An 18,530-nucleotide genomic window follows, 5' to 3' on the forward strand; every position below is an offset into this window, starting at 1 on the left:
GTCAGGCTCCACGCGGGACTGGTCCCCCATCGGGTCCGTCACGCTCAACCCGGAACGCGACTCGGTCGTCACCGCGGCCTCGCGCTCCCGAAATACTCAGCCATTGGCTGCGTGAACGAGGCGACAAGTAGCTTGACGCGCGCCGGACCCTTGGTGTGGGCATCGCCTCTCCCGGCCAAAAAGCCGGGCAGCCTATGCCTCGTTGGGTCACTCAGGACACCCTCGCGGTGTCCGCCATCAGTTTGGAATGCCGTCCGCCATCAGCGTGGAACGGTGTCCGGGATCGCGCGGAATACGCAAGCGGTAAACGCGTGAACGGCCGCTGGCCGTTCGACAACATTCGATACAGATTGGCATTCTGTCCCGTGGTTTTCGAGATCAACAGCGCTCAAGAGGGTGCTTGATCGCGAAATGGGTTCAACAGCTTGACGCCGCTGGCTCGGAAGTGCCGAACGTTTCGCGTAACCACTGTCAAGTCGTGCACGAGCGCAATGGCGGCGATCTGCTTGTCGAGTTCGTGCTCCGGATGCGGTACGCGCAAACGCCCCCACACCTGAGCCGCGTCTGCGTCGAAGGCGAGGATCTGATCCTCGTATTCGCTGAGGACGGTATGCATCCAGTGCTCAAGCAGCACCGCTTGCGGCTCATCACCGCGATGGCGGATAAGCTCAATGCCTCTGCGCAGTTCGCCGACGGTGACGACCGACAAGTACAACGCCTCATCCTGAGTGGCCGCTGTGCGAAAGAAGGCCAAGACGCCCTGATCAGCGCGTTCGCGTTTGCGCGCCTCGCTGATCACGCTCGTGTCAATCAAATACATCCGGGGTCTCCCCAGATGTGTCAATACGCTCGAAATCGCTGTCTTGACCGACGTCGGGAATAGCCGCCAGCACTGCAGCAAAGGGACGCTTCCGAGGCCGTCGCAGTGCTGCTGCCAAGATCTCGCGATGTTCCGCCTCGGCACTGCGGCCATGGGCGACAGCCCGCTCCTTGAGCGCTGTGACAAGCGCTTCGTCGATTCCACGCACTAGGAGGTTCGCCATATCCGTCGGCCTTTGGTTGATATCAATGATATCGTTTTATGGGCGCATTGAGAGATGCCGTCACCCTGGGGTGACCTCGGAGCCCTTTCAATCGCCGATCGCCAGACGACAGGCGTGCGGGAGTGCGTCATCGCTTCGTGCTCATTCGACAGGCTGGCGCTGCTGCGTTCGGCGGAATGCGGCAGCCGTTGTTGAATGTCAGCATCTGGCCGACTGGCGCCGTCCGCTGGGACGCTAGCCTATCCGAAGCTGGCCGACCTGGCTCAGGCGTCGTTCGTCAGCCTCGGGCACGTCAGCAATGTCCGAAACAGCCCGCTTGATCGGGGGCGGGCGGAGGTGTCCGATCACGGACTGATCCTGTCGAACCCGGACGGTCTTCTGGACGCCTGGCGCGAGGAGTACGTGCCGCTGGCGGGCGAGCGCCGCGCCGTCTACACCACGCTGCACGACAGCGCCTTCGAGGCAGCATTGCGTGACGTTGGCACCGCCCTGACATCGGATGGCCTGGCAATCCTTTGCTCGTTCTCTGCGGCCAACTGGCTGGCACCTTATGCGCGCACCGGTACCCACCATTTCTACGCGGATCAGGCGGGTGTCGACCGGATGCGCAGGCTTCTGAAGCTCACAACACCAACGCACGGCGAGAACGTCGTGGTCATTGAGCCCGACGACATCGCGCTCTTCCAGGACGCCATCGAACCGACGAATGGCATCCACTGCACGAGCCCCGTGCAAACCTATCTCGACCTGTATGTCTCCGGAGAGCGAGGGTGCGAGGCCGCGGACCACCTTCGGCAAGAGAGGCTGCAGTGGCAGAAATGACGCCAAATGAATCGCAGCAGGATGCGTTCGGCCAGGTCGACGCCTGGTTGCGTGCGCTGGGGCTGCGAGCCTAGGAGGGGGGAGAGCCCACTACGATGCTCCCGATTCTGCTGAGGCCTTGGTGACCATCGTGCAGATCGACCATGGAATGCTGCGGCGCGTGGCCGGATCCGAGCGCACCCCGTCTGTCTGGCCTCGACGGTCCTTGTTCATGGGTGACTTCGCGGAAAGCGCCTCTGGTTCAAACTCCGCCGGTCCTTGCTCGGGTGCGTTGGGGCAACGAAATCAACAACCTGCGAGACCGATCTCCGACGGCCCGCATCTGTTGAAGTCACCATCCCCGGATCGCATTGGTGGAGGACCTCCCCTCGGCTCGCGTCACGCCGTGGTGCCGGCCGGGACAAGCACCGCATCAGGCGGGGGGGCGAAGACGCCGAGTCCGCGGGCGAGGGCATGCGGCGCAGCCATTGCGCTCAGGCCGGGGTCGCCGATCACCATATAGCCCGCCCCGTGCAGCAAGACCATCGTCGCGCGGACTGCTTCGAGCAGGCAAGGAAGCGCCCGGTGGCCTTGCGCCAGCGCCTCGATCAGTGCCTGCGCGAGCCGGCGGTTGTCGGCGTGCAGCGGTTTGCCCAGCGGTGCCAGTACGGCGCCGGCCACCCCTGCGGCGACCAGCGCATCAGCCATGCCATCGGGGCCCGCGCCGCCGCAGCCGAGCGAGAAGAAGAGCGCTGTGGTTTCGTCCGGCGGCCAGGGTTCGGCCCGGCCGGCAAAGTCGCCGCTGCCAAGCCCGCCATAGGCGAGCCATCCGCTGCGGTCGCCGTGGCCAAGGTAGAGCGCCGCCGCTGCGCCCAGTCGCAGCGCGTTCAACAGCGCCGGCTTGCGGATGCGCTCGGCGCTCCAGCGCAGCGTTCTGCACGCGCCGGCCTGGGCCGCGCAGGCTTCGATGGTGTCGAGCGCTGCCTGGTAACGCGACTCGCGCGGGCCGAGCAGGACGAGCGGGGCCGGGGGGGCGGCGGTGCGTCGCAGCAGGGCGACCGCACGCCCGGCATAGGTGACGAGCGCGGCCGCGTCCATGCGCAACCAGCCGGACAGGGCGGCCCGCCCGCCCATGCCCAGGGTGTCCGCAAAGCGTGCACGCAGGCTGGGCAGGGCCGGGTCTTCAAGCACCAGCAGCAGCGGAGCGTCGTCGCCACCGGCGTTTCTCGGCAGTCCGGGCCGCGCACGGAGCAGCCGGTCGACCAGTCGGCCCAGGTCTTCGTCGGGCGCGACCCCATGGACATGGACCAAGGCACCGCGCTGCCGCCACTCGTCCATGAGCGGGGCCAGCGCGTCGATCAGGGCCGCCGGCCCGGCGACCCACCGATGCCGCGCCTCGCGTGAGCCAGTCTCAGCTGAAGACGGCATTCGCGTAGGGCTGCCAGGCGGCGGGATCGTGGTTGGCCGCGTCCCCCTTGCGGGCGTGGAAGTGCATGATGATCTGCGCCTGCTGCTCCGGGTTGAAGCTCGAGAGCTGGCCTCCGCCTGCGGCGAGTGCCGCCTCCGCCCCGGTGCCCCACAGCTTGCCGTCGGCGTCGTCGTGGTAGCCGTAGTTGTAGCCCGCGCCTATGAGTTGCGCCTCCAGAGCCTCAACCATGTAGACGGGCCCTTGTTGCAGCCCCTGCCACACGTGCATCAGTTCGTGGATGACCTTGTGGATGGTGACATCGGCCCAGGACGCGAAGTTCAGCAGGTACATGGTGGTGAAGGCCCTGGTGCCGTTGAGCTCCTCCACCAGGTCCACCGGCAGCGACTTGACCGCCAGCTTGACCTTGTCGAGATTGATCGAGTTGCCGAACACGCCCTGGGCCTCGGCGCGCTCGAGCGCGGTCAGGGAGCGGTAGCTGCCAGGGAACCATTCCAGAACAATCGCCACCAGCAGCGCGATCTGGCTGAGCGGCAGCTCGATGGCCGCTCTGAGGATCTCGACGGCGCTCTTGCCGATGTCGCGCAGCGCCTCCAATGCACGGCGGGCCGTGTCTTCGGCGGGCTGCAGCAGCGCGACCTGCACCAGCTCGGTCAGCGTCTGGCCCAGTTCGGACAGCGCCTGCATCAGGTCCCGCAGCGCGTTGCCGGGGTGCACCGCCATGTCGGCCACCAGCGTGGCGAGCGTGACGCCGAAGGCCAGCAACTCGCTCGCCACGCTCTTGATGACCTGCACGCCGCGGTTCGCCATCCAGGCCACGAAATCGGCCACCGCGGCGCCCGCGTTCAGCATGCCGTTGACGATGGCATGCCACTTGTCGACCGCGGTGTGACCCACCCAGAGCAGGATCGCATCGACCGAGCTCCCGGCCTTGACCAGCACTTCGCCCACAATGGCGAGCGCCTTGTCGCCGGCGCGGACCGCCCAGTCGATGACGCGGCTCACCACCATGCCGGCGTCCTCGATGGCGGTCACCACCGTACGCAGCATCGCGTCGGAGCGCGACTGCGCAAAGGCGAGAAGCTCGTCGACGGCGCGGCCGAGCAGCTGCATGCTTTCAACCAGCGCGCGCCAGGCCAGCGCCGACACGTCAGCCGCCTGCGCGAGGATCCAGTCGACCACGGCGCCGACGGGGCCGAGGTTCTGCAGCAGCGCGTGCAGCACCCGGCGCAGGATCGTGAAGCCCTGCTGAAGCGCCGTTCCGAGCAGCGTCGCGACGGCGACGCCAGCGTCGAGCGCTGCCTTGACGACACGGCGCGCGAGGTCGAAGCCCGCGGCCATCGTGGCGCGAAGCAATTCGGCGGCGCTCTTGCCGAGCGCGAAGAGGGCTTTCACGGTGGCCGTCAGCATCGTCCCCGCCAGCGTGCCCAGGCCGCGCAGGATCTGCACCAGCGACTGGCCGAGCGCGATGGCCGCCTCCACCAGCTTGCGAACGAGGTCGACGCTGTCGCGTGCGATGGCGGCGATCAAGTCGCCCAGCGTGCGGCCGATGTCCATCAGGCCGCGCACGACCTCGCGCACGGCGGCGATCGCGGACGATGCGACGAAGGCCGCGAGCTCCACCAGCGCGCCGCCGATGCGGCCGATCGCGGCCACCGTGCGTCGGATGAACTGCAGCCCCTGGTTGGCCACGTCCTGCACGATGCTGGTGATGCTTCGCCCCAGGTCGCGCAGCGAGCGCACCACGGTGTCAAGGAGCTGGTCGGGGTGCAACACCGCCGCGGCCATGATCTGGCCGACCGCGAAGCCGATCGCGACAAGGGCGCGCACGGTCGCCGCGAGCAGCGCCGCACCGAACTGGAAGGCGGCACCGGCGATCTCGGCCAGGCTCTTGCCGATGCTGGTCATGGTCTGCACGAACTTCTGCAACACGTTGTAGGCGGCACTCGCGAGCTGGGCGAACACGTCGGCCAGCGTGCGACCGATCGCGGCCAGGGCCTGCAGCACGTTGCCGATCTGCTCCAGCGTGAAGCTGGCGATGGAGGCGAAGACGGTGGCGAGCGCCTTGCCTGCATCGATGATGCCCTGCATGATCTTCCGGAGGGCGTCGAAGCCCGCTTGAAGGGCGTTGCCGACGATCGAGGCCAGCGTGTGGCCGGCGGCGAGCAGACCGTTGACGAGGTCGCGCACCTTGTCGGCCGCCCAGCTTGCGATCTGCTTCAGGCCCTCGACGATGCCGCCCGCCACCGACGTCACGGCATCGGCCACGGCCTTGGCCGCGTCCACGATGCCCTTGCCGATGTCCTCGATGAGGTCGAGGAGGCCATCGTGCGGTGCATCGGGATCGGGCACCACGATGTTCTTCTCACGGACCATCTTGCCGGCCATGGCGAACCACTCCATCACCACGCCCATCGCCTGCGGGTCGAGTCGGTCGGCGGGCATGAGGAAGGCCTGCATGACAGCGCGTCCGTGGGCCGCCGGCACCAGGCCGACGCCGTGCATGATGGTCATCGAAGCACCCGCGGACTTCTGTGCCGCGATGATGGCGAGGCGGTCCGCGGGAGCCGCCAGCGCGATGCCTTCGTAGAACTGCCCGACCTGGTCGTTGCTCTGCAGCGTGTCGACGAAAGCCACCGCGAAGGCGGCCGCCTGCGCCGGGCCCAGTTTGCCGATCTCGGCATAGTGGCCGGCGAAGTCGCGCACCGCGATGGGCTGCGTGGCGAGCTGCCGCGCGATGGCTGCGCGGTCGCCCGATGCCAGGGTCGACGACAGCGTCGCGGCGTTCGAGACGGCGGCCGGCGTGGCCGGAGTCGTGCGCACCGGGGGGGCGGTCGTGATCGCGCCGATCTGGGCAAGGGCGCGTGCGCCCAGTGGGTTGGAGTTGACGGGCATGGCGCAATCCCTTCAGTTCGGTTGCGTGAGCTGGACGACGGTGGCGGCGGCCACGTTGGCCAGGTCGCCGATGCCGTCCAGCAGATGGAAGTGGCGCGGCTCGACGAACACCACCACCGCGCCGTTGGCGAGCGTCTTCACCGAGAGCACCGCCATTGCCGCGCCGCCGTCGGTGTCGGGCAGCGTCATCACCTCGTAGCTTTGCCACAGCAGTGGATCGAGCCGGCCGCGCAACCCGGCCTCGATCACCGCCGCATAGGACTGGGTGCTGGCCTGCGACATGTCCCAGTCGACCAGGGCCAGCGCGATGCGCCGCTGCGCGGCGTCGAACCAGACTTCGACCTGCAGTTCGATGCCGGCGGTCACCTGCACCATCTGCGGCAGCTGGACGCCCAGCGGCCCGGTGATGGTCCGTTGCTCGACGCCCTGGAGGATCAGCTGCAGGCGGTGCCGCCGGTTGTGCACTTGTGCGCCGTCGTGCGAGTAGGCCGTGGTGCCGATGAAGCTCATCGACAGGAGCTGCGCATTGGCGAACTCCAGGGCGTTCCTGCCCAGTCGAGCGACGGCGAGGGCGGCGATGTCATTGCCCGAGAAGGCGAGCGAGGTGCCGTCGCTGGTGGCCGGCAGCGGTGTGAGCACCGAGGCCGAGGTCGCGCCGCGGTACCAGAAGAGCACGCCGCTTTCGAAGTCGGCGAACCGGTTCACGCTGCGCTGCCCCGGCGTGGATGCCGGACCGGTGAGGATGCCGAGGATTGCTGGGTCGAGCGAGACGTTCAGCGCTGCGCTGGACGCTACGCTGGATGCGACATTCGGCGCGGCCCGGGTGCTGGGCGCAGCGGCGGCCTGCGTGCTGAGCGGGCCAAGCACGCCGACGTCCTGCAGGCGCATCGCGGCGCCAGGAGCAGCGACGCGGGCGGCGGCCGAGGCAGTCGGCGTCAGCGGCGGCGTGTTGACCACGCTTGCCGGGAAGCCCGCCGCGATCGCTGCAGCCGGCAGCTTGACGACTTCCGCGGGCAACGAGGCGATCGGCTTCTTGATGGCCTCCGGCCGCCTGTGGCCCACGCGCGGGTCAGGGATCAGCTCGTCGCCAATGGGGTAGCCAAGCTGCGGGTTGCGCGCCCCTCCCAGTGCGGACCAACGGTCCCGGATCAGGCCGTGCACCTCGTGCGCACCGGTCTCCGCTGTCCAGTAGATGGAGCCGCCCTGGAAGTGGTTGAAGCGGCCGCGGCCGTCAGGCGTGCCCGTCTCGTCGGTGCGCGGATAGCCGAGGATGCTGGCCTCGGCGCCCAGCGCGAGGTACTTCTCGCGGATGGCGCCGTGCAACTCGAAGGCGCCGGCGCTGCTCTGGATGATCGGCCGGTTCAGCGCGACGGCGGACTGCAGGTCGATCTGGGCATGGCCGTTGATAGCGGCGCCCGGATTCACCGCGGCCGCGGTGCCGATGTCACGCCCCAGCGGTCCCGCCGCGGCCGCACCATTCAGCGGTGTCGGGGCGTGCGCCGGTGCGGTTGCAGCACCGACGCCGAGCACGGCCCCCGCGATCGACACCGTGGCCGCAATGCCGCTGAAGTGCGAGGGCGGTGCCCAGTAGATCGACCCACCCTGGAAATGCGCGAAGAAGCCTTCGGCTCGAACGTCTGAGCCGGGCATCACGTCACTGGTCGGAAAGCCCAGGAAGCCGGCCTCACCGCCCAGTTCATGCCACCGCGCGAGGATCGGCCCGTGCAGTGCGTGCGCGCCCGTGCTGGGGTGCCAGTAGATCTCACCGGACTGGAAGGCGCGCGAGAAGCCAGCGTGCGCGGCAGCCGCCGCCGCGCTCAAAGGGCGGCCCAGGGCGCCGTCCGCTCCGCCAGCCTCGGCGAACTTGGCATTGATGGCCCAGGTCGCGACGTCGATGGGCGAGGCGAAGCTGCCGATGATCCCGGCGAGCTCGGGTGCGGCGGCCTGTGCCTGTGGGCTGAGTGCGATGTCGCGGAAGGCTCCGAGCACGTCGACCCCCACGGTGGGCGTACTGCCGGGATCTGGATCAGCGAGAACCCTCATGGCCTCGAGCCCTCGATTCACGAGGATGGATGCGTTGAACTGCGTTGCGGCCATGGCTTTGCTCCAATGCAAGAGCCGCAGCCTAGGGTTTGCGTGCGCCCGAGGCATCCACAAGTCTGAGGTCGCCCCTGGAGACCGGAGTGCATGGCTGCCGTGCGTGAGCCTTCCGAAGCTGCCCGATCGCAGCAAGTGCGCCGTCGGCGCGGCTCTTGAGATCGGCGATCTCCGGCCGGCAATGTTCGCGAATCTCACCCAGGTCGGCCCGAGCACGGTCGGTGAGTCAATCTGGATGCCGAGTCAGCAATACGCCGCGAGCAGTTGCCCCACGGCGGTGCGCATCCCGCACCGATGGCGCTAGCAATTCGATCCATCCGTCCCTTGGCCATCGTCGCCCATACCGTCGGCGACGGAGCGTGACAGCCGCGTTGCCGATGACGACCCACGCAGGCCAACTGCGGGGCGACACGCGCCGGGCGCGACATGGCGTGTTTCGCGTGGGCGCGCCAAACCGAGGCGGCATTCGAGAGCAGCGGAGCCGGGGACCGAGATCACGCGCGTCGTGGCTGCTCAGCAAATATGGGTCGAATTGCTAACTTATCTGCAATCCCTTCATTTGCTGCACAGCAAATATGGCCTCAATGCCTAACATTGAGGCCTCCTGATCGCGATGCGGGGCTGCCAGCCTTTCAAGGGGACCGCCCATCCTCCAGTTCAGAGCGGGAGGATTGCTGTGGTCCGCTCTATCGACGTACTAGGCGTCCGCACTTCGCCCGAAATCGATCGCGGCCCGCACGTGCTTTGGCACCAGTTCGACAAGCTCACGATCTGGCTTCACACCCAGCGCATCGTTGACCGTCGAGAAGGCCAGCCGGAACGCCACAAACAACGTGGCCTCAAAGATCTCTCGCTCCGACAGGCCGGAGTCCCGAAGCGACTGGACGTCAGCGGCGGTCGTCGCGTTCGGATCCCTCACGACCTTTCGAGCCCATGATGTCAGCGCCTGATCTCGCTCGCCCAACTCCAGCGACGGAAGATCGCTGATGACGGCTGCGGCCACGTCTTCGCTGGTGCTTTGAGCCAGCGTTCGACCCCAGGCCAAGGCGCAGTAGGCGTCGCCTAGCTCCGATGCCGTGGCACACACAAGAAGGGTCAGCTCGCGCTTGCTGAGGGTCGACTGGCTGGTCAACTCGCTGCGCAGGGCTGCAAAGCCGTCGAACACGTCCGGACGCCACGCCCAGGCCTTGGTGAGGTTCATCACAAAGCCCTGCGAATCTGCGCTGGACTTGTACACCTTCTCAGTTGCCGGAGTGCTCTCGGGTTGCGCAATGAACATCGTTGAGTCCTGACTCTGTCGGAGTGATCGGTTCGAATGCCTGGCGTCCGACATGAGGAGCGCGAACCGACGGGCCGGGCTGACCGGCGTACGGAACCTGCAGCACTCATGCGGTGAGTCTCGGGGCGATGGTATCGATGTTGTTCCAGTCGCGACAGACGGCTGCGGGTGTCGGTATCCCGAGGCGCCATGCGGCCGACGCTCGGTGCAGAACTGCCGTCAGACTTCGATCGGAACCTTGGCCTCGGCCGGCTCGCGACAACCACTCCCGGTTCGGGGGCTCGTCGCGCGGCTTGCCCCGTTGAAGCTCCCGGTCAGGCTGGCGCAGTGCGTCGCTGCTCGGTTGCCCGGACCGCTCGTATATGGCGTATCGGCAGTTGCATGCCCTCGGGCATCCCAACGCCACGATGACCGGGATCCACGCTATGGAAGGCAAGGGATGGATGCCGTCGATTTCAATTTTTCACAAACGTTGCACAAGGCATCCCTAGTCTGACGGCCCGTGCGCATCCCGTCGCGCATGGAGCAGTGCCTTGACCTTCACCGACACCCTGGCCGCAACGACATCGCGGCCCACAGTTCGCTTTGCCCAGCCGGTGGCGGGGGATCTGGCCGTGGCCTGTGTATCGGTCTCGCCCGAGCACACCAATGCGCAGGTCTACGAGATCTTTGGCCGTCATCGTGATCTGAGCTGCCTGCCGATACTGGAGGACGGCCGGCCCATCGGCCTGATCAATCGCACCCTGTTCCTGTCGCAGATCTCCAAGCCCTTCCACAAGGAGCTGTTCGAGAAGAAGAGCTGCATCGCCTTCATGGACAAGGATCCCCTGGTCGTCGAGGCCGCAACGACGATAGAGCAGCTCGCGCTGCTGACGGTGGAGTCGGGCGAGAAGGCGCTGGCCGACGGCTTCCTCGTCACCGAGCGGGGGCAGTTCAAGGGCCTGGGCTACGGCCTGGACCTGATGCGCGTCATCGCCGAGCAGCAGGCCGAGCGCAACCGCCACATCATGCAGAGCATCGACTACGCCAGCGTGATCCAGCGCTCGATGCTGAACGTGTCCGCGACGGCGCTGGCGCGATGCCTGAGTGACGCCTGCCTGATCTGGGAACCGCGCGACACCGTGGGAGGCGACTTCTACCAGTTCTGCGAGTTCCCCGACGGCTGGTTCGCCGCGGTCGCGGACTGCACCGGTCACGGCGTGCCGGGTGCCTTTCTCACCCTGATTGCCTACTCGGAACTGAAGCAGGCCCTGGACAAGCTGGGGCCGCGCGATCCGGCGCGGCTGATGTCCGAGGTGAGCCTGGGCATCAAGTCCGCGCTGGGCCAGATGGAAGGGGCGGGCTCGGCGTCGAACGATGGCCTGGATGCCGCCTTCCTCTGGTTCGACGCCCCGGCGCGCCGCCTTCACTATGCGGGTGCGCGCACGCCCTTGCTGCTGCTGGAGCCGGGCCAGGCCGGTGTCGAGATCATCGATGCCGACCGCCTCGGCCTGGGTTATGCCGACACGCCCGGGGACGCATGCTGGACGGCCAAGCAGATCGAGCTGCGCCCCGGTGCGCTGCTGCTGACGTGCACCGACGGCCTGATCGACCAGGTCGGCGGCCCCAAGAGCATCGCGTTCGGCAAGCGCCGCCTGCGCGACGTGCTGGTACGGCACCGGGACTTGCCCATGCCCGAGCTGGGCGCGACGCTGATGCGCGAACTGTCGGACTACCAGGGGAGCCAGTTGCGTCGCGACGACCTCACCCTTTTCGGATTTCGATTGAACTGACCGTCATGGATTCACGCTACGGCTACGACCAATACCGCGAGTTCTGCGAGCTTGCGCGCAAGAAGAACGTCATCTTCTACTACGTCGGCTACTTCTCGCAGAACATCGTCACGGCCATGGCCGAGGCGGTGAAGCTGCGGCTGGAGCAGTCCGGCACCGCGGGGCCCGTCCGCCGTCGCCTGTTCTCGTCCTTCGTCGAGATGGCCCAGAACATCATCCACTACTCCGCCGATTCGCTGACGCCCCCCGAGCAGGACCAGCACGAGCTGCGGCATGGCTCGGTCTGCATCGGCGTGGATGCCGAGGGCCGCCACTTCCTGCTGTGCGCGAATCCGATCGCGATCGATCAGGCCGAGGCGCTGGAGGTACGCCTGGCGACGCTGCGCGCGATGACCATGGACGAGATCAAGGCCAGCTACCGCGAGTCGCTGCGCAGCGAGGTACCGGACGACAGCAAGGGGGCCGGCCTGGGCTTCCTGACCGTGGCGCGCGACGCCAGCGAGCCGCTCGAGTTCGAGTTCCAGGGCACGGAGGACGCGGGCACGGCCATGTTCTTCCTCAAGACCACCATCTAATCCGAACAACAAGAGGGCGCTTGCCATGACCCCCCTGCATATTCCCGCCACCGGTAGTTCTCCGGAGATCGAGTTCCGCTTCGACGACCATGAGCTGTCGCTGCGCGGCGAGTCCTTTCCCGAGAACGCCGCGGCCTTCTACGGCCCGGTGATCGCCGCGCTGCGCGACTTCCTGGACCAGCCGGGCCGGGATCAGGCCCTGAAGGTCAGCGTCTCGCTGACCTACTTCAACAGCTCAAGCACCAAGATGCTGTTCACGCTGTTCGACCTGCTGGACCAGGCCGCGGCATCCGGGCGCAGCGTGCAGTTGCACTGGTGGCATGACGTCGAGGACGACACGATCCGGGAGTTCGGCGAGGAGTTGATGGTCGATTTCCAGAACATGGACATCCAGCTCTGCGTCATCGATGCCTGAACAGGGTTCCCCGGCCGCGCCCGACCTCTTCGAGCAGGAGGCGACGGCGCTTGAGCGTGCGCTGAGCACAAGGGACGACCCGACGCTGTCGGCCGAGCAGTACCGCCATGCGCTGTCGGACCTCGTCGTTCACTTCGAGCGCCTGATGCGGGAGAGTCGGCGCATGATCCGGCGCAGCGACCGCGAGGAGCGCGAGCTCAACGTGCTCAACGAGGAACTGCACAGGCTCGCCGCCCAGCTCGAATACAAGGCCCGGCACGATTCGCTGACCGGCGCGCTGAACCGCGGCGCGATCTTCGAATGCGCCGGACGCCTGCTGGAGCAGGGGGCCCTCGCGCTGGTCGTCCTCGACATCGACTTCTTCAAGAGCATCAACGATGCCTACGGCCATCCCGCGGGAGACGCGGTGATCTGCGAGGTCGTGAACCGGCTGGGCCGTGCCGTGTCCGGCGAAGCGGCGATCGGCCGGGTCGGCGGCGAGGAGTTCTCCATCCTGCTGCCCGAGACCGCCTTCGATGCCGCGCTGCAGCGGGCCGAGGCAATGCGGCATGCGATCGCCAGCCAGCCCTTCGACTGCCTGCCCGACCGCATCGTGACCGCGAGCTTCGGCGTCAGCTGGACGGCCAGGCGGGGCGCCTTCGGCGACGCCTATGCCCGCGCCGACGAAGCCCTGTTCGACGCCAAGCGTGGTGGGCGCAACCAGGTGCGTGCCGGCAAAGCCGTCGACTGATGAACCGCCTGGTTAGGCCTCTGTCGAAACTGCGTCTTGCGACCCGTCTCTGGGCCATGTTCGGCCTGCTGCTCACGCTGCCCCTGCTGCTCGTCGGGCTGGCGGCGCAACGGCTCGTCGTCGAGGCGCACACGTTGCTGCCGGTGGAGCGGCTGCGTGAACAGATCCAGTTCGACTGGGTTCTGATCCTGTCCCTGTGCGGTGCGGCCGCCGTCGGCGGCGTCGGGCTCGCCGTGCTGGTGGTGTACAGCTTGCTGCCTCCGTCGAGGCGGGCCATCGCGGGCGGAGATGGTTCGCATCGCATCGAGGTGCACGGCCGTGCCGAGTTGAAGCAGCTCTCGGCATCGGTGAACGAGCTGGCCGTGGCGGTGAATGACTGGCAGTGCCAGCTCATGGAGCGGGCCGGTCTCGACGCGATGACGGGCGTTGCGCTGCGCAGCCGCTTCTCCTCGGCCGCGGATCTCCGGCTCCATCAACTCGCCGGCGCTCGCGCGCTCATGCTGTGCCTGGACGTGGACAGGCTCAAGCGGGTCAACAACGTTCTGGGATTCGAGGCCGGAGATTCGCTGATCCTGGGCGTCGCCCAACGCCTGCTGCAGCTGCAGGCCGATGGCGCGCTCTGCGGCCGACTGGCCGGCGGCACCTTCGTCGCGCTGCTGCCGCTGGCCGCCGATGCCGGCTGGCAGCAGGCCGTGGCGGGCCTGCATGCGACGCTGAACCGCAAGCACCAATGGCGGGGCCAGGCGCTGGACCTCACGGTTTCCATCGGTGCGGCCCTGTGCCCGGAGCATGGCCACAGGGCGGAAGTCCTGGTGCAGCGGGCCGAACAGGCGATGTTCGAGGCCAAGCGCCTGAGAACGGATGCCGCGCTGTACAGCCCCAAGCCAGAGGCCGACCGCCTGTCCCATCTCAGCCTGTTGTCCGAGCTGGAGCAGGCCATCGTCCAGGGCCAGCTGCGCCAGGTGCTGCAGCCCAAGGTGCGACTGCGCGACCGCCGGATCACCGGCGCCGAGGCCCTGGTGCGTTGGCATCACCCGCAGCGCGGCTGGCTGCCGCCGAGCGAGTTCGTGCCGTTCGCCGAGGAGACCGGTCGCATCCGGCAGATCACGCATTGGATGCTGGAGCAGGCGGTCATGACCCTTGGGGCCTGGTGCGCGCAAGGGCGCGAACTGGTGATCGCCGTCAACATATCCACGCTCGACCTGCAGGACGGGCGGCTGCCGGGGCGCATCGAGAGCATGCTGGCGCGCGCCGGCGTGCCGCCGCACCTGCTCCAGCTCGAGCTCACCGAGACCGGGCTGATGGCCAGCAGCCAGGACCCCATCCACGTGATGCATTCGCTATGCAGCGTGGGCGTGCGCCTGTCGATCGACGACTTCGGCACGGGGCAGTCTTCGCTGGCCTATCTGCAGCGTTTGCCGGTGCACGAGCTGAAGGTCGAGCGGGGCTTTGTCGATGGCGTCGACAAGGATGTGAAGCGCCAGGAGCTGTTGAATTCCATCATCATGCTGGGCCACGGGCTTGGCCTCGCGGTGACCGCCGAGGGCGTCGAGACCTCGGCGGAGCTGGAGGTCCTGCAGCGACTGGGCTGCGATCTCGTGCAGGGCTTCTTCATCGCCAAGCCGATGGAGGCGGCGCGCTTCGACGCCCTGTACCAGGCTCCGCAGGGCGAGCACGCCCGCATCGGTTGACGGCAGCCGCCGCACGGCGGGCCGTCGGATCTCGACGGCCCCCTGGCGGCTAGGGCGCGCGATACAGCACGTCCGGCTCGGGGGCGCCCGGCGCCTTGCCTCGCCGCAGGACGACCACGCGCCGCTGCGAGGCCGGGGCCGTGCCGGGAGCTGCGCTGGGGGCCGCGGTGTCGTCGGTGCGCACGAGGACGAGTTGCCCCGCGGCTCCGACCCGCTGGGCCAGACGCTCCGCCGGCACGGCGGGGCTCGCGGGTGCGGCATTGGCCGGCTGCAGCACCATCATGCCGGCGGCGAGCCGGCTGCCGGCCAGGCCGGGCCTGGCGGTCGGCGCGCTGGCCGCAGCCGTGGGCATGCCGGGCATGGCCAGCGCCATGTCGGTCCGCTCCAGCATCATGCCGCCCTGAGGCAGTTGGACCGGGCGTACCGGTGCTGCCGGCGATCGCGGCGCGGCCTGCGTGCCGAGGCCGCCCGGTGACGGCGCCATCACCTGTGCCCATGCGCTGCCGCAGGCCAGGGCGCCCGCCAGGCAGGCCGCCCGGGCGCCCCAGGCGGGCGGCGGGCGCTGCGGGGAACTTCTCGCGTCCATGCCGGTGCCGCCTCAGGGAGTGATCGTGTGGCCGGTGATCGTGCCCAGGCAGGAGGCGCCCGCGCTCGCAGCCGTGTGGAACACGTTCAGGAAGATGCCGTTCCCGCCGCTGCCACCGGAGGCGAAGGGGTCCCAGTCGCTGTAGGCCTTCAGATGTGTCGCCGAGTAGTAGGCGTTCCCGCCGAACACCGCCGGACCGCTGTACTGGAGCGGGGCCAGTGGCACCGAGGCGCCGCTCGTCGTCGTGGGCGAGATGATCTTGCGCACGCCCAGGTAGACCTGCGGAAAGCTGTCGCTGGCCGCCGTGCTGGTGCAGGCGATCGAGACGAACTCGATCACGTAGCGCTTGTTGGGCGGCGTGGGGAAGAGCGCGAAACCGTTCGCGAACGGCGGGTCCAGCGTGAAGGACACGCTCTCCTGGTACGGCGCCCGGTCCGGGTTGTCGACGTCGCGCATCGGCGTCGAGTACTGGGCCGCCGCCGGGCCGGCACCGATGGCGAACAGCAGCACGAGCAATGGCCGGGCTGCGAAACCTTGGCTGATCTGCATGGCAATCCTCTTCAGGTGGAGTTCCTGCGCCGGCCGGGCCGGGCGAGGAAGCAGGCGAGTCCCAGGGCGAGCAAGGCCAGGGCCAATGTCGGGGACTCGGGCAGGGACTGCGGCGGGTCACTCCCCGGAACAATCGCCAGGCCCGCGTTGACGAAGCCCTGGCCGAACGGGGCGCCGAGCGCCGCGAGATCCGCGCCGGCGCCGCCGGCCGTGAACGCATACAGCGCCGAATTGCCGAAGGCATCGTTGCCTATCGTGTAGAACAGGTCGGCCATGTCGTCGTAGGCGAGGCCGCCGTTGAAGCCCAGGCTGCCGTCGCCCAGCGAGAACAGCAGCGAGGCCGTGACGGTGGCAGGGTCGATGGCATAGACGCTGCGCTGAACGCCCAGCGCATCGCCGGCGATGGCGTAGAGCGTGTCGCCGGCCCAGGCCGGGCCGCCGAAGTAGCCGTTGCCGATGGCCCCGAGCGCCGTCGCGGCACCCGCCGAGGAGATGGCATACAGCGTGGCGCCGCCGAACATGTCGTCGGCCACCGCATAGAGATGTCCCGTCGACGGGTCCTGGGCCAGCCCGCCGTAGAAGCCCTGGCCCAGCCCGCTCCCCAGCGCGGTCAGCGCAGCTCCGGCGACAGTGAAGCTGTAGAGCTGGGAGTTGCCGAACGAGTCGTTGGCGATCCCGAACAGGCGGGAGCTCGCGGCATCGAAGACCAGGCCGCCATTGAAGGCCAGCGAGCCATTGCCGAGGGTGGCCATGGGCACCGGCGAAGACAGCGACGTCAGGCTGCGGGGCACGAAGCCGGCGTCGGGCCCGATCGACACCAGGGTGGCGAGGGCGGGCAGCGGCAGCAGCATCGCGGCGCCCGCAACGATCCCGCCCGCCAGGCGCCGGCGTCCGTGCCATAACGCGTCCGCGACGCGCCGGATGCCGGTCGCGATCAGCCGGCCCAGATTCCATGTCGTCATCCGTACACCTCCCGGACTTGCCAACGATGCTGAATCGGCGCGCAGTATCGTGCGGCGGGTGGTGGCGCACGTCCTCAAGACTATCGATGAGGCCCCGACATGCGGGGGGCAAGCGGGAGAGGCTCGGCGCCCATTGGATGACGGCGCTCAGGCCCGCTTGTCGCGCGAGCGCTGGCTGCCCGCCTTGCCGATCGTCTTCCACTTGCTTCGCAGCTCCACGCGCTCCAGCGCCGTCAGTTCGCCGCGCCGGGCGTCGCGCATCAGCTTCTTGTAGTTGTCGAGCCGGTCCGCATCGACATGGGTGCGCACCGCGCATCCGGGCTCGCTCTCGTGACGGCAATTGCGGAACCGGCACTGCTGTGCGAGCGACTTCACGTCCTCGAAGGACGCCGCCAGCACCCGGGCGTCAGCGTCGGGTCGAAACGTGCGCAGGCCCGGCGTGTCGATGATGCAGCTGCCCTGCGTGCAGCGATGCAACGAGCGCGCCGTCGTCGTGTGGCAGCCGCGGCCATCACTCCTGCGCACGCTGCCTGTCGACTGGCCGGCGTTGGCCAGCGTGTTGATGAGTGTCGACTTGCCGGCACCCGAGGAGCCGAGCAGCACGAGTGTCCGGCCTGCATGCAGCCACGGGCCAATCTCGGTGCAGGCCTGCCGCGACAGGGCGTTGACCGACAGCACGGGCACCGTCGCGGACAGGCGGCCATGCATCTCGGCGATGCGCTCCCGCGCCTGCGGTGCAATGTCGAGCTTGGTGAGCACGACGACCGGCGCCACGTCGCAGGCGCGCACCATCGCGATGGTGCGCTCCATGCGGCGCGCATTGAAGTCCGCGTCCAGTCCCATCACGAGCAGTGCCGCATCCACGTTGCTGGCGAGCGGCTGGCGGCGCCCGTCGTTGGCGCGTCGTGCGATCTGCGTGACGGGGTCGATCCTGCCTGTGATCCAGGCCTGGCCATGCCCGTCGACATGCAGGCAGACCCAGTCACCGATGGTCAGCGGCTGATCCATGGCCTGCAACTGCTGCATCAGACCGGGCTGCGCGCGTGCCTGCTGCTCGGCGCGGCCATCGTGCAGCGTGAAGCAGTCACGCTGCGACTCGATCACGCGCGCCAGGCGCAGGCCGGGTTCGGGCGCGGCGAGCCGTGCGGCGCGATTCGTGATGGCGTGCGTGAGCCCGAAGGCTTGCAGCGCCTCGAAATCGATTTCGATCATGGGAATCCATTGAATGTTGGCTTCGTCCGCGGATGCGCGGACCCCTGCGCACGCAGTGGCGCGCGAAGCAAGGAAGTGGGAAGCCGGCCGCGGCTGGCGCGGCGATCAATGGACCCGCGGCGAATGCGGGGTCAGGGGCGCTTGGCGCTCCAGCGGCCGGACACGAGGAGGTCGACGCGATCGGCTTGTTCCATGGTGTTCTCCTTGTCGGCGGGGTTGATGAAGGCTGCAAGTCTGCCAGCGGCGTGAGCCGCGCGTCAATCGTCAGCCAGCGGCCTGCGCGCACCGTGCTCGTATCCGGTGCCGCATCGGGCGCCTTGGCGCTCGAGCCTGCGGGGCAATGCGGTGTAGGGCGATCAGGTACGCCCGCAGCACGCCGTCCGTTGACGGCACCGGGCAGGCGCAGTCATGCGCAGGCAGGGCTCAAGCCGTCCGGCAGCCGGCATCTCGCTGCGCGCGCATGGCGATTCGCGTTCCCGCAAGTGGCTGCCAACTGC

Annotated in this window: 16 protein-coding genes; 6 read left to right on the forward strand and 10 right to left on the reverse strand. The window is 68.2% G+C overall.

The window, feature by feature from the left end; translation table 11 throughout:
* Positions 1–388 precede the first annotated feature (388 nt).
* Both JOY88_RS19020 and JOY88_RS19025 read right to left on the reverse strand, forming a co-directional pair.
* A complete protein-coding gene (locus tag JOY88_RS19020) occupies positions 389–820 on the reverse strand; it encodes a type II toxin-antitoxin system VapC family toxin (RefSeq protein ID WP_293504210.1) in 432 nt (143 codons plus the stop codon).
* Entirely contained in the window at positions 807–1,043 is a 237-nt protein-coding gene (locus JOY88_RS19025; protein ID WP_293504211.1) for a FitA-like ribbon-helix-helix domain-containing protein, read from the reverse strand. The genes JOY88_RS19020 and JOY88_RS19025 overlap by 14 nt, the downstream gene beginning before the upstream one ends.
* A 195-nt stretch (positions 1,044–1,238) precedes the next feature.
* On the opposite strand from JOY88_RS19025, the gene JOY88_RS19030 reads away from it, so the two are divergent.
* The gene (locus JOY88_RS19030; protein WP_293504212.1) at positions 1,239–1,865 is read left to right on the forward strand and encodes a type IV toxin-antitoxin system AbiEi family antitoxin; all 627 of its coding nucleotides are present in this window, start codon (positions 1,239–1,241) and stop codon (positions 1,863–1,865) included.
* 378 nt (positions 1,866–2,243) lie between these two features.
* Here the strand turns inward: JOY88_RS19030 and JOY88_RS19035 are convergent, their stop codons facing one another.
* The 4 genes from JOY88_RS19035 to JOY88_RS19050 form a co-directional block, all read right to left on the reverse strand.
* Entirely contained in the window at positions 2,244–3,182 is a 939-nt protein-coding gene (locus JOY88_RS19035; RefSeq protein WP_293504213.1) for a hypothetical protein, read from the reverse strand.
* A gap of 73 nt (positions 3,183–3,255) precedes the next feature.
* Positions 3,256–6,165 carry a phage tail tape measure protein gene (locus JOY88_RS19040; RefSeq protein ID WP_293504214.1) on the reverse strand — a complete coding sequence of 970 codons (2,910 nt, stop codon included), beginning with the start codon at positions 6,163–6,165 and terminating at the stop codon, positions 3,256–3,258.
* 12 nt (positions 6,166–6,177) lie between these two features.
* Positions 6,178–8,262 carry an LGFP repeat-containing protein gene (locus JOY88_RS19045; protein WP_293504215.1) on the reverse strand — a complete coding sequence of 695 codons (2,085 nt, stop codon included), beginning with the start codon at positions 8,260–8,262 and terminating at the stop codon, positions 6,178–6,180.
* 697 nt (positions 8,263–8,959) lie between these two features.
* Positions 8,960–9,541 (reverse strand): carboxymuconolactone decarboxylase family protein, encoded by a 582-nt coding sequence (locus JOY88_RS19050; RefSeq protein ID WP_293504216.1) that lies wholly within the window; start codon positions 9,539–9,541, stop codon positions 8,960–8,962.
* Positions 9,542–10,074: 533 nt separating this feature from the next.
* Here JOY88_RS19050 and JOY88_RS19055 point away from each other — a divergent pair.
* The 5 genes from JOY88_RS19055 to JOY88_RS19075 are packed head-to-tail and all read left to right on the forward strand — an operon-like array spanning position 10,075 to position 14,724.
* On the forward strand, positions 10,075–11,313 hold the full coding sequence (locus JOY88_RS19055; RefSeq protein WP_293504217.1) for a SpoIIE family protein phosphatase: 1,239 nt from the start codon (positions 10,075–10,077) through the stop codon (positions 11,311–11,313).
* A 5-nt stretch (positions 11,314–11,318) separates the two neighbouring features.
* Entirely contained in the window at positions 11,319–11,888 is a 570-nt protein-coding gene (locus JOY88_RS19060) for a SiaB family protein kinase (RefSeq protein ID WP_293504218.1), read from the forward strand.
* Between the two features lie 25 nt (positions 11,889–11,913).
* A complete protein-coding gene (locus JOY88_RS19065; protein WP_293504219.1) occupies positions 11,914–12,303 on the forward strand; it encodes a DUF1987 domain-containing protein in 390 nt (129 codons plus the stop codon).
* Complete coding sequence (locus tag JOY88_RS19070; RefSeq protein WP_293504220.1) at positions 12,296–13,033, forward strand: GGDEF domain-containing protein; 738 nt, start codon at positions 12,296–12,298, stop codon at positions 13,031–13,033. Before JOY88_RS19065 ends, JOY88_RS19070 begins: the two co-directional genes overlap by 8 nt.
* Before the next feature lie 56 nt (positions 13,034–13,089).
* Positions 13,090–14,724 (forward strand): bifunctional diguanylate cyclase/phosphodiesterase, encoded by a 1,635-nt coding sequence (locus JOY88_RS19075; protein ID WP_293504221.1) that lies wholly within the window; start codon positions 13,090–13,092, stop codon positions 14,722–14,724.
* Between the two features lie 49 nt (positions 14,725–14,773).
* Here JOY88_RS19075 and JOY88_RS19080 read toward each other — a convergent pair whose 3' ends face one another.
* The 4 genes from JOY88_RS19080 to rsgA all read right to left on the reverse strand — a co-directional run bounded on the left by JOY88_RS19080 (position 14,774) and on the right by rsgA (position 18,033).
* A complete protein-coding gene (locus tag JOY88_RS19080) occupies positions 14,774–15,310 on the reverse strand; it encodes a hypothetical protein (protein WP_293504222.1) in 537 nt (178 codons plus the stop codon).
* 12 nt (positions 15,311–15,322) lie between these two features.
* Complete coding sequence (locus tag JOY88_RS19085; RefSeq protein ID WP_293504223.1) at positions 15,323–15,859, reverse strand: hypothetical protein; 537 nt, start codon at positions 15,857–15,859, stop codon at positions 15,323–15,325.
* An 11-nt stretch (positions 15,860–15,870) separates the two neighbouring features.
* On the reverse strand, positions 15,871–16,821 hold the full coding sequence (locus tag JOY88_RS19090; RefSeq protein ID WP_293504224.1) for a YjiK family protein: 951 nt from the start codon (positions 16,819–16,821) through the stop codon (positions 15,871–15,873).
* Between the two features lie 147 nt (positions 16,822–16,968).
* Positions 16,969–18,033 carry a ribosome small subunit-dependent GTPase A gene (gene rsgA / locus JOY88_RS19095; protein WP_293504225.1) on the reverse strand — a complete coding sequence of 355 codons (1,065 nt, stop codon included), beginning with the start codon at positions 18,031–18,033 and terminating at the stop codon, positions 16,969–16,971.
* Positions 18,034–18,530: the final 497 nt, after the last annotated feature.

The organism is Roseateles sp. (genome assembly GCF_019237615.1).
Taxonomy (GTDB): domain Bacteria; phylum Pseudomonadota; class Gammaproteobacteria; order Burkholderiales; family Burkholderiaceae_C; genus Pelomonas.

Coding starts and splice junctions, on each gene's coding strand:
- JOY88_RS19020 (WP_293504210.1), bottom strand. CDS start 820: ATGTATTTGATTGACACGAGCGTGATCAGCGAGGCGCGCAAACGCGAA.
- JOY88_RS19025 (WP_293504211.1), bottom strand. CDS start 1,043: ATGGCGAACCTCCTAGTGCGTGGAATCGACGAAGCGCTTGTCACAGCG.
- JOY88_RS19030 (WP_293504212.1), top strand. CDS start 1,239: ATGTCAGCATCTGGCCGACTGGCGCCGTCCGCTGGGACGCTAGCCTAT.
- JOY88_RS19035 (WP_293504213.1), bottom strand. CDS start 3,182: ATGGACGAGTGGCGGCAGCGCGGTGCCTTGGTCCATGTCCATGGGGTC.
- JOY88_RS19040 (WP_293504214.1), bottom strand. CDS start 6,165: ATGCCCGTCAACTCCAACCCACTGGGCGCACGCGCCCTTGCCCAGATC.
- JOY88_RS19045 (WP_293504215.1), bottom strand. CDS start 8,262: ATGGCCGCAACGCAGTTCAACGCATCCATCCTCGTGAATCGAGGGCTC.
- JOY88_RS19050 (WP_293504216.1), bottom strand. CDS start 9,541: ATGTTCATTGCGCAACCCGAGAGCACTCCGGCAACTGAGAAGGTGTAC.
- JOY88_RS19060 (WP_293504218.1), top strand. CDS start 11,319: ATGGATTCACGCTACGGCTACGACCAATACCGCGAGTTCTGCGAGCTT.
- JOY88_RS19065 (WP_293504219.1), top strand. CDS start 11,914: ATGACCCCCCTGCATATTCCCGCCACCGGTAGTTCTCCGGAGATCGAG.
- JOY88_RS19070 (WP_293504220.1), top strand. CDS start 12,296: ATGCCTGAACAGGGTTCCCCGGCCGCGCCCGACCTCTTCGAGCAGGAG.
- JOY88_RS19075 (WP_293504221.1), top strand. CDS start 13,090: ATGTTCGGCCTGCTGCTCACGCTGCCCCTGCTGCTCGTCGGGCTGGCG.
- JOY88_RS19080 (WP_293504222.1), bottom strand. CDS start 15,310: ATGGACGCGAGAAGTTCCCCGCAGCGCCCGCCGCCCGCCTGGGGCGCC.
- JOY88_RS19085 (WP_293504223.1), bottom strand. CDS start 15,859: ATGCAGATCAGCCAAGGTTTCGCAGCCCGGCCATTGCTCGTGCTGCTG.
- JOY88_RS19090 (WP_293504224.1), bottom strand. CDS start 16,821: ATGACGACATGGAATCTGGGCCGGCTGATCGCGACCGGCATCCGGCGC.
- rsgA (WP_293504225.1), bottom strand. CDS start 18,033: ATGATCGAAATCGATTTCGAGGCGCTGCAAGCCTTCGGGCTCACGCAC.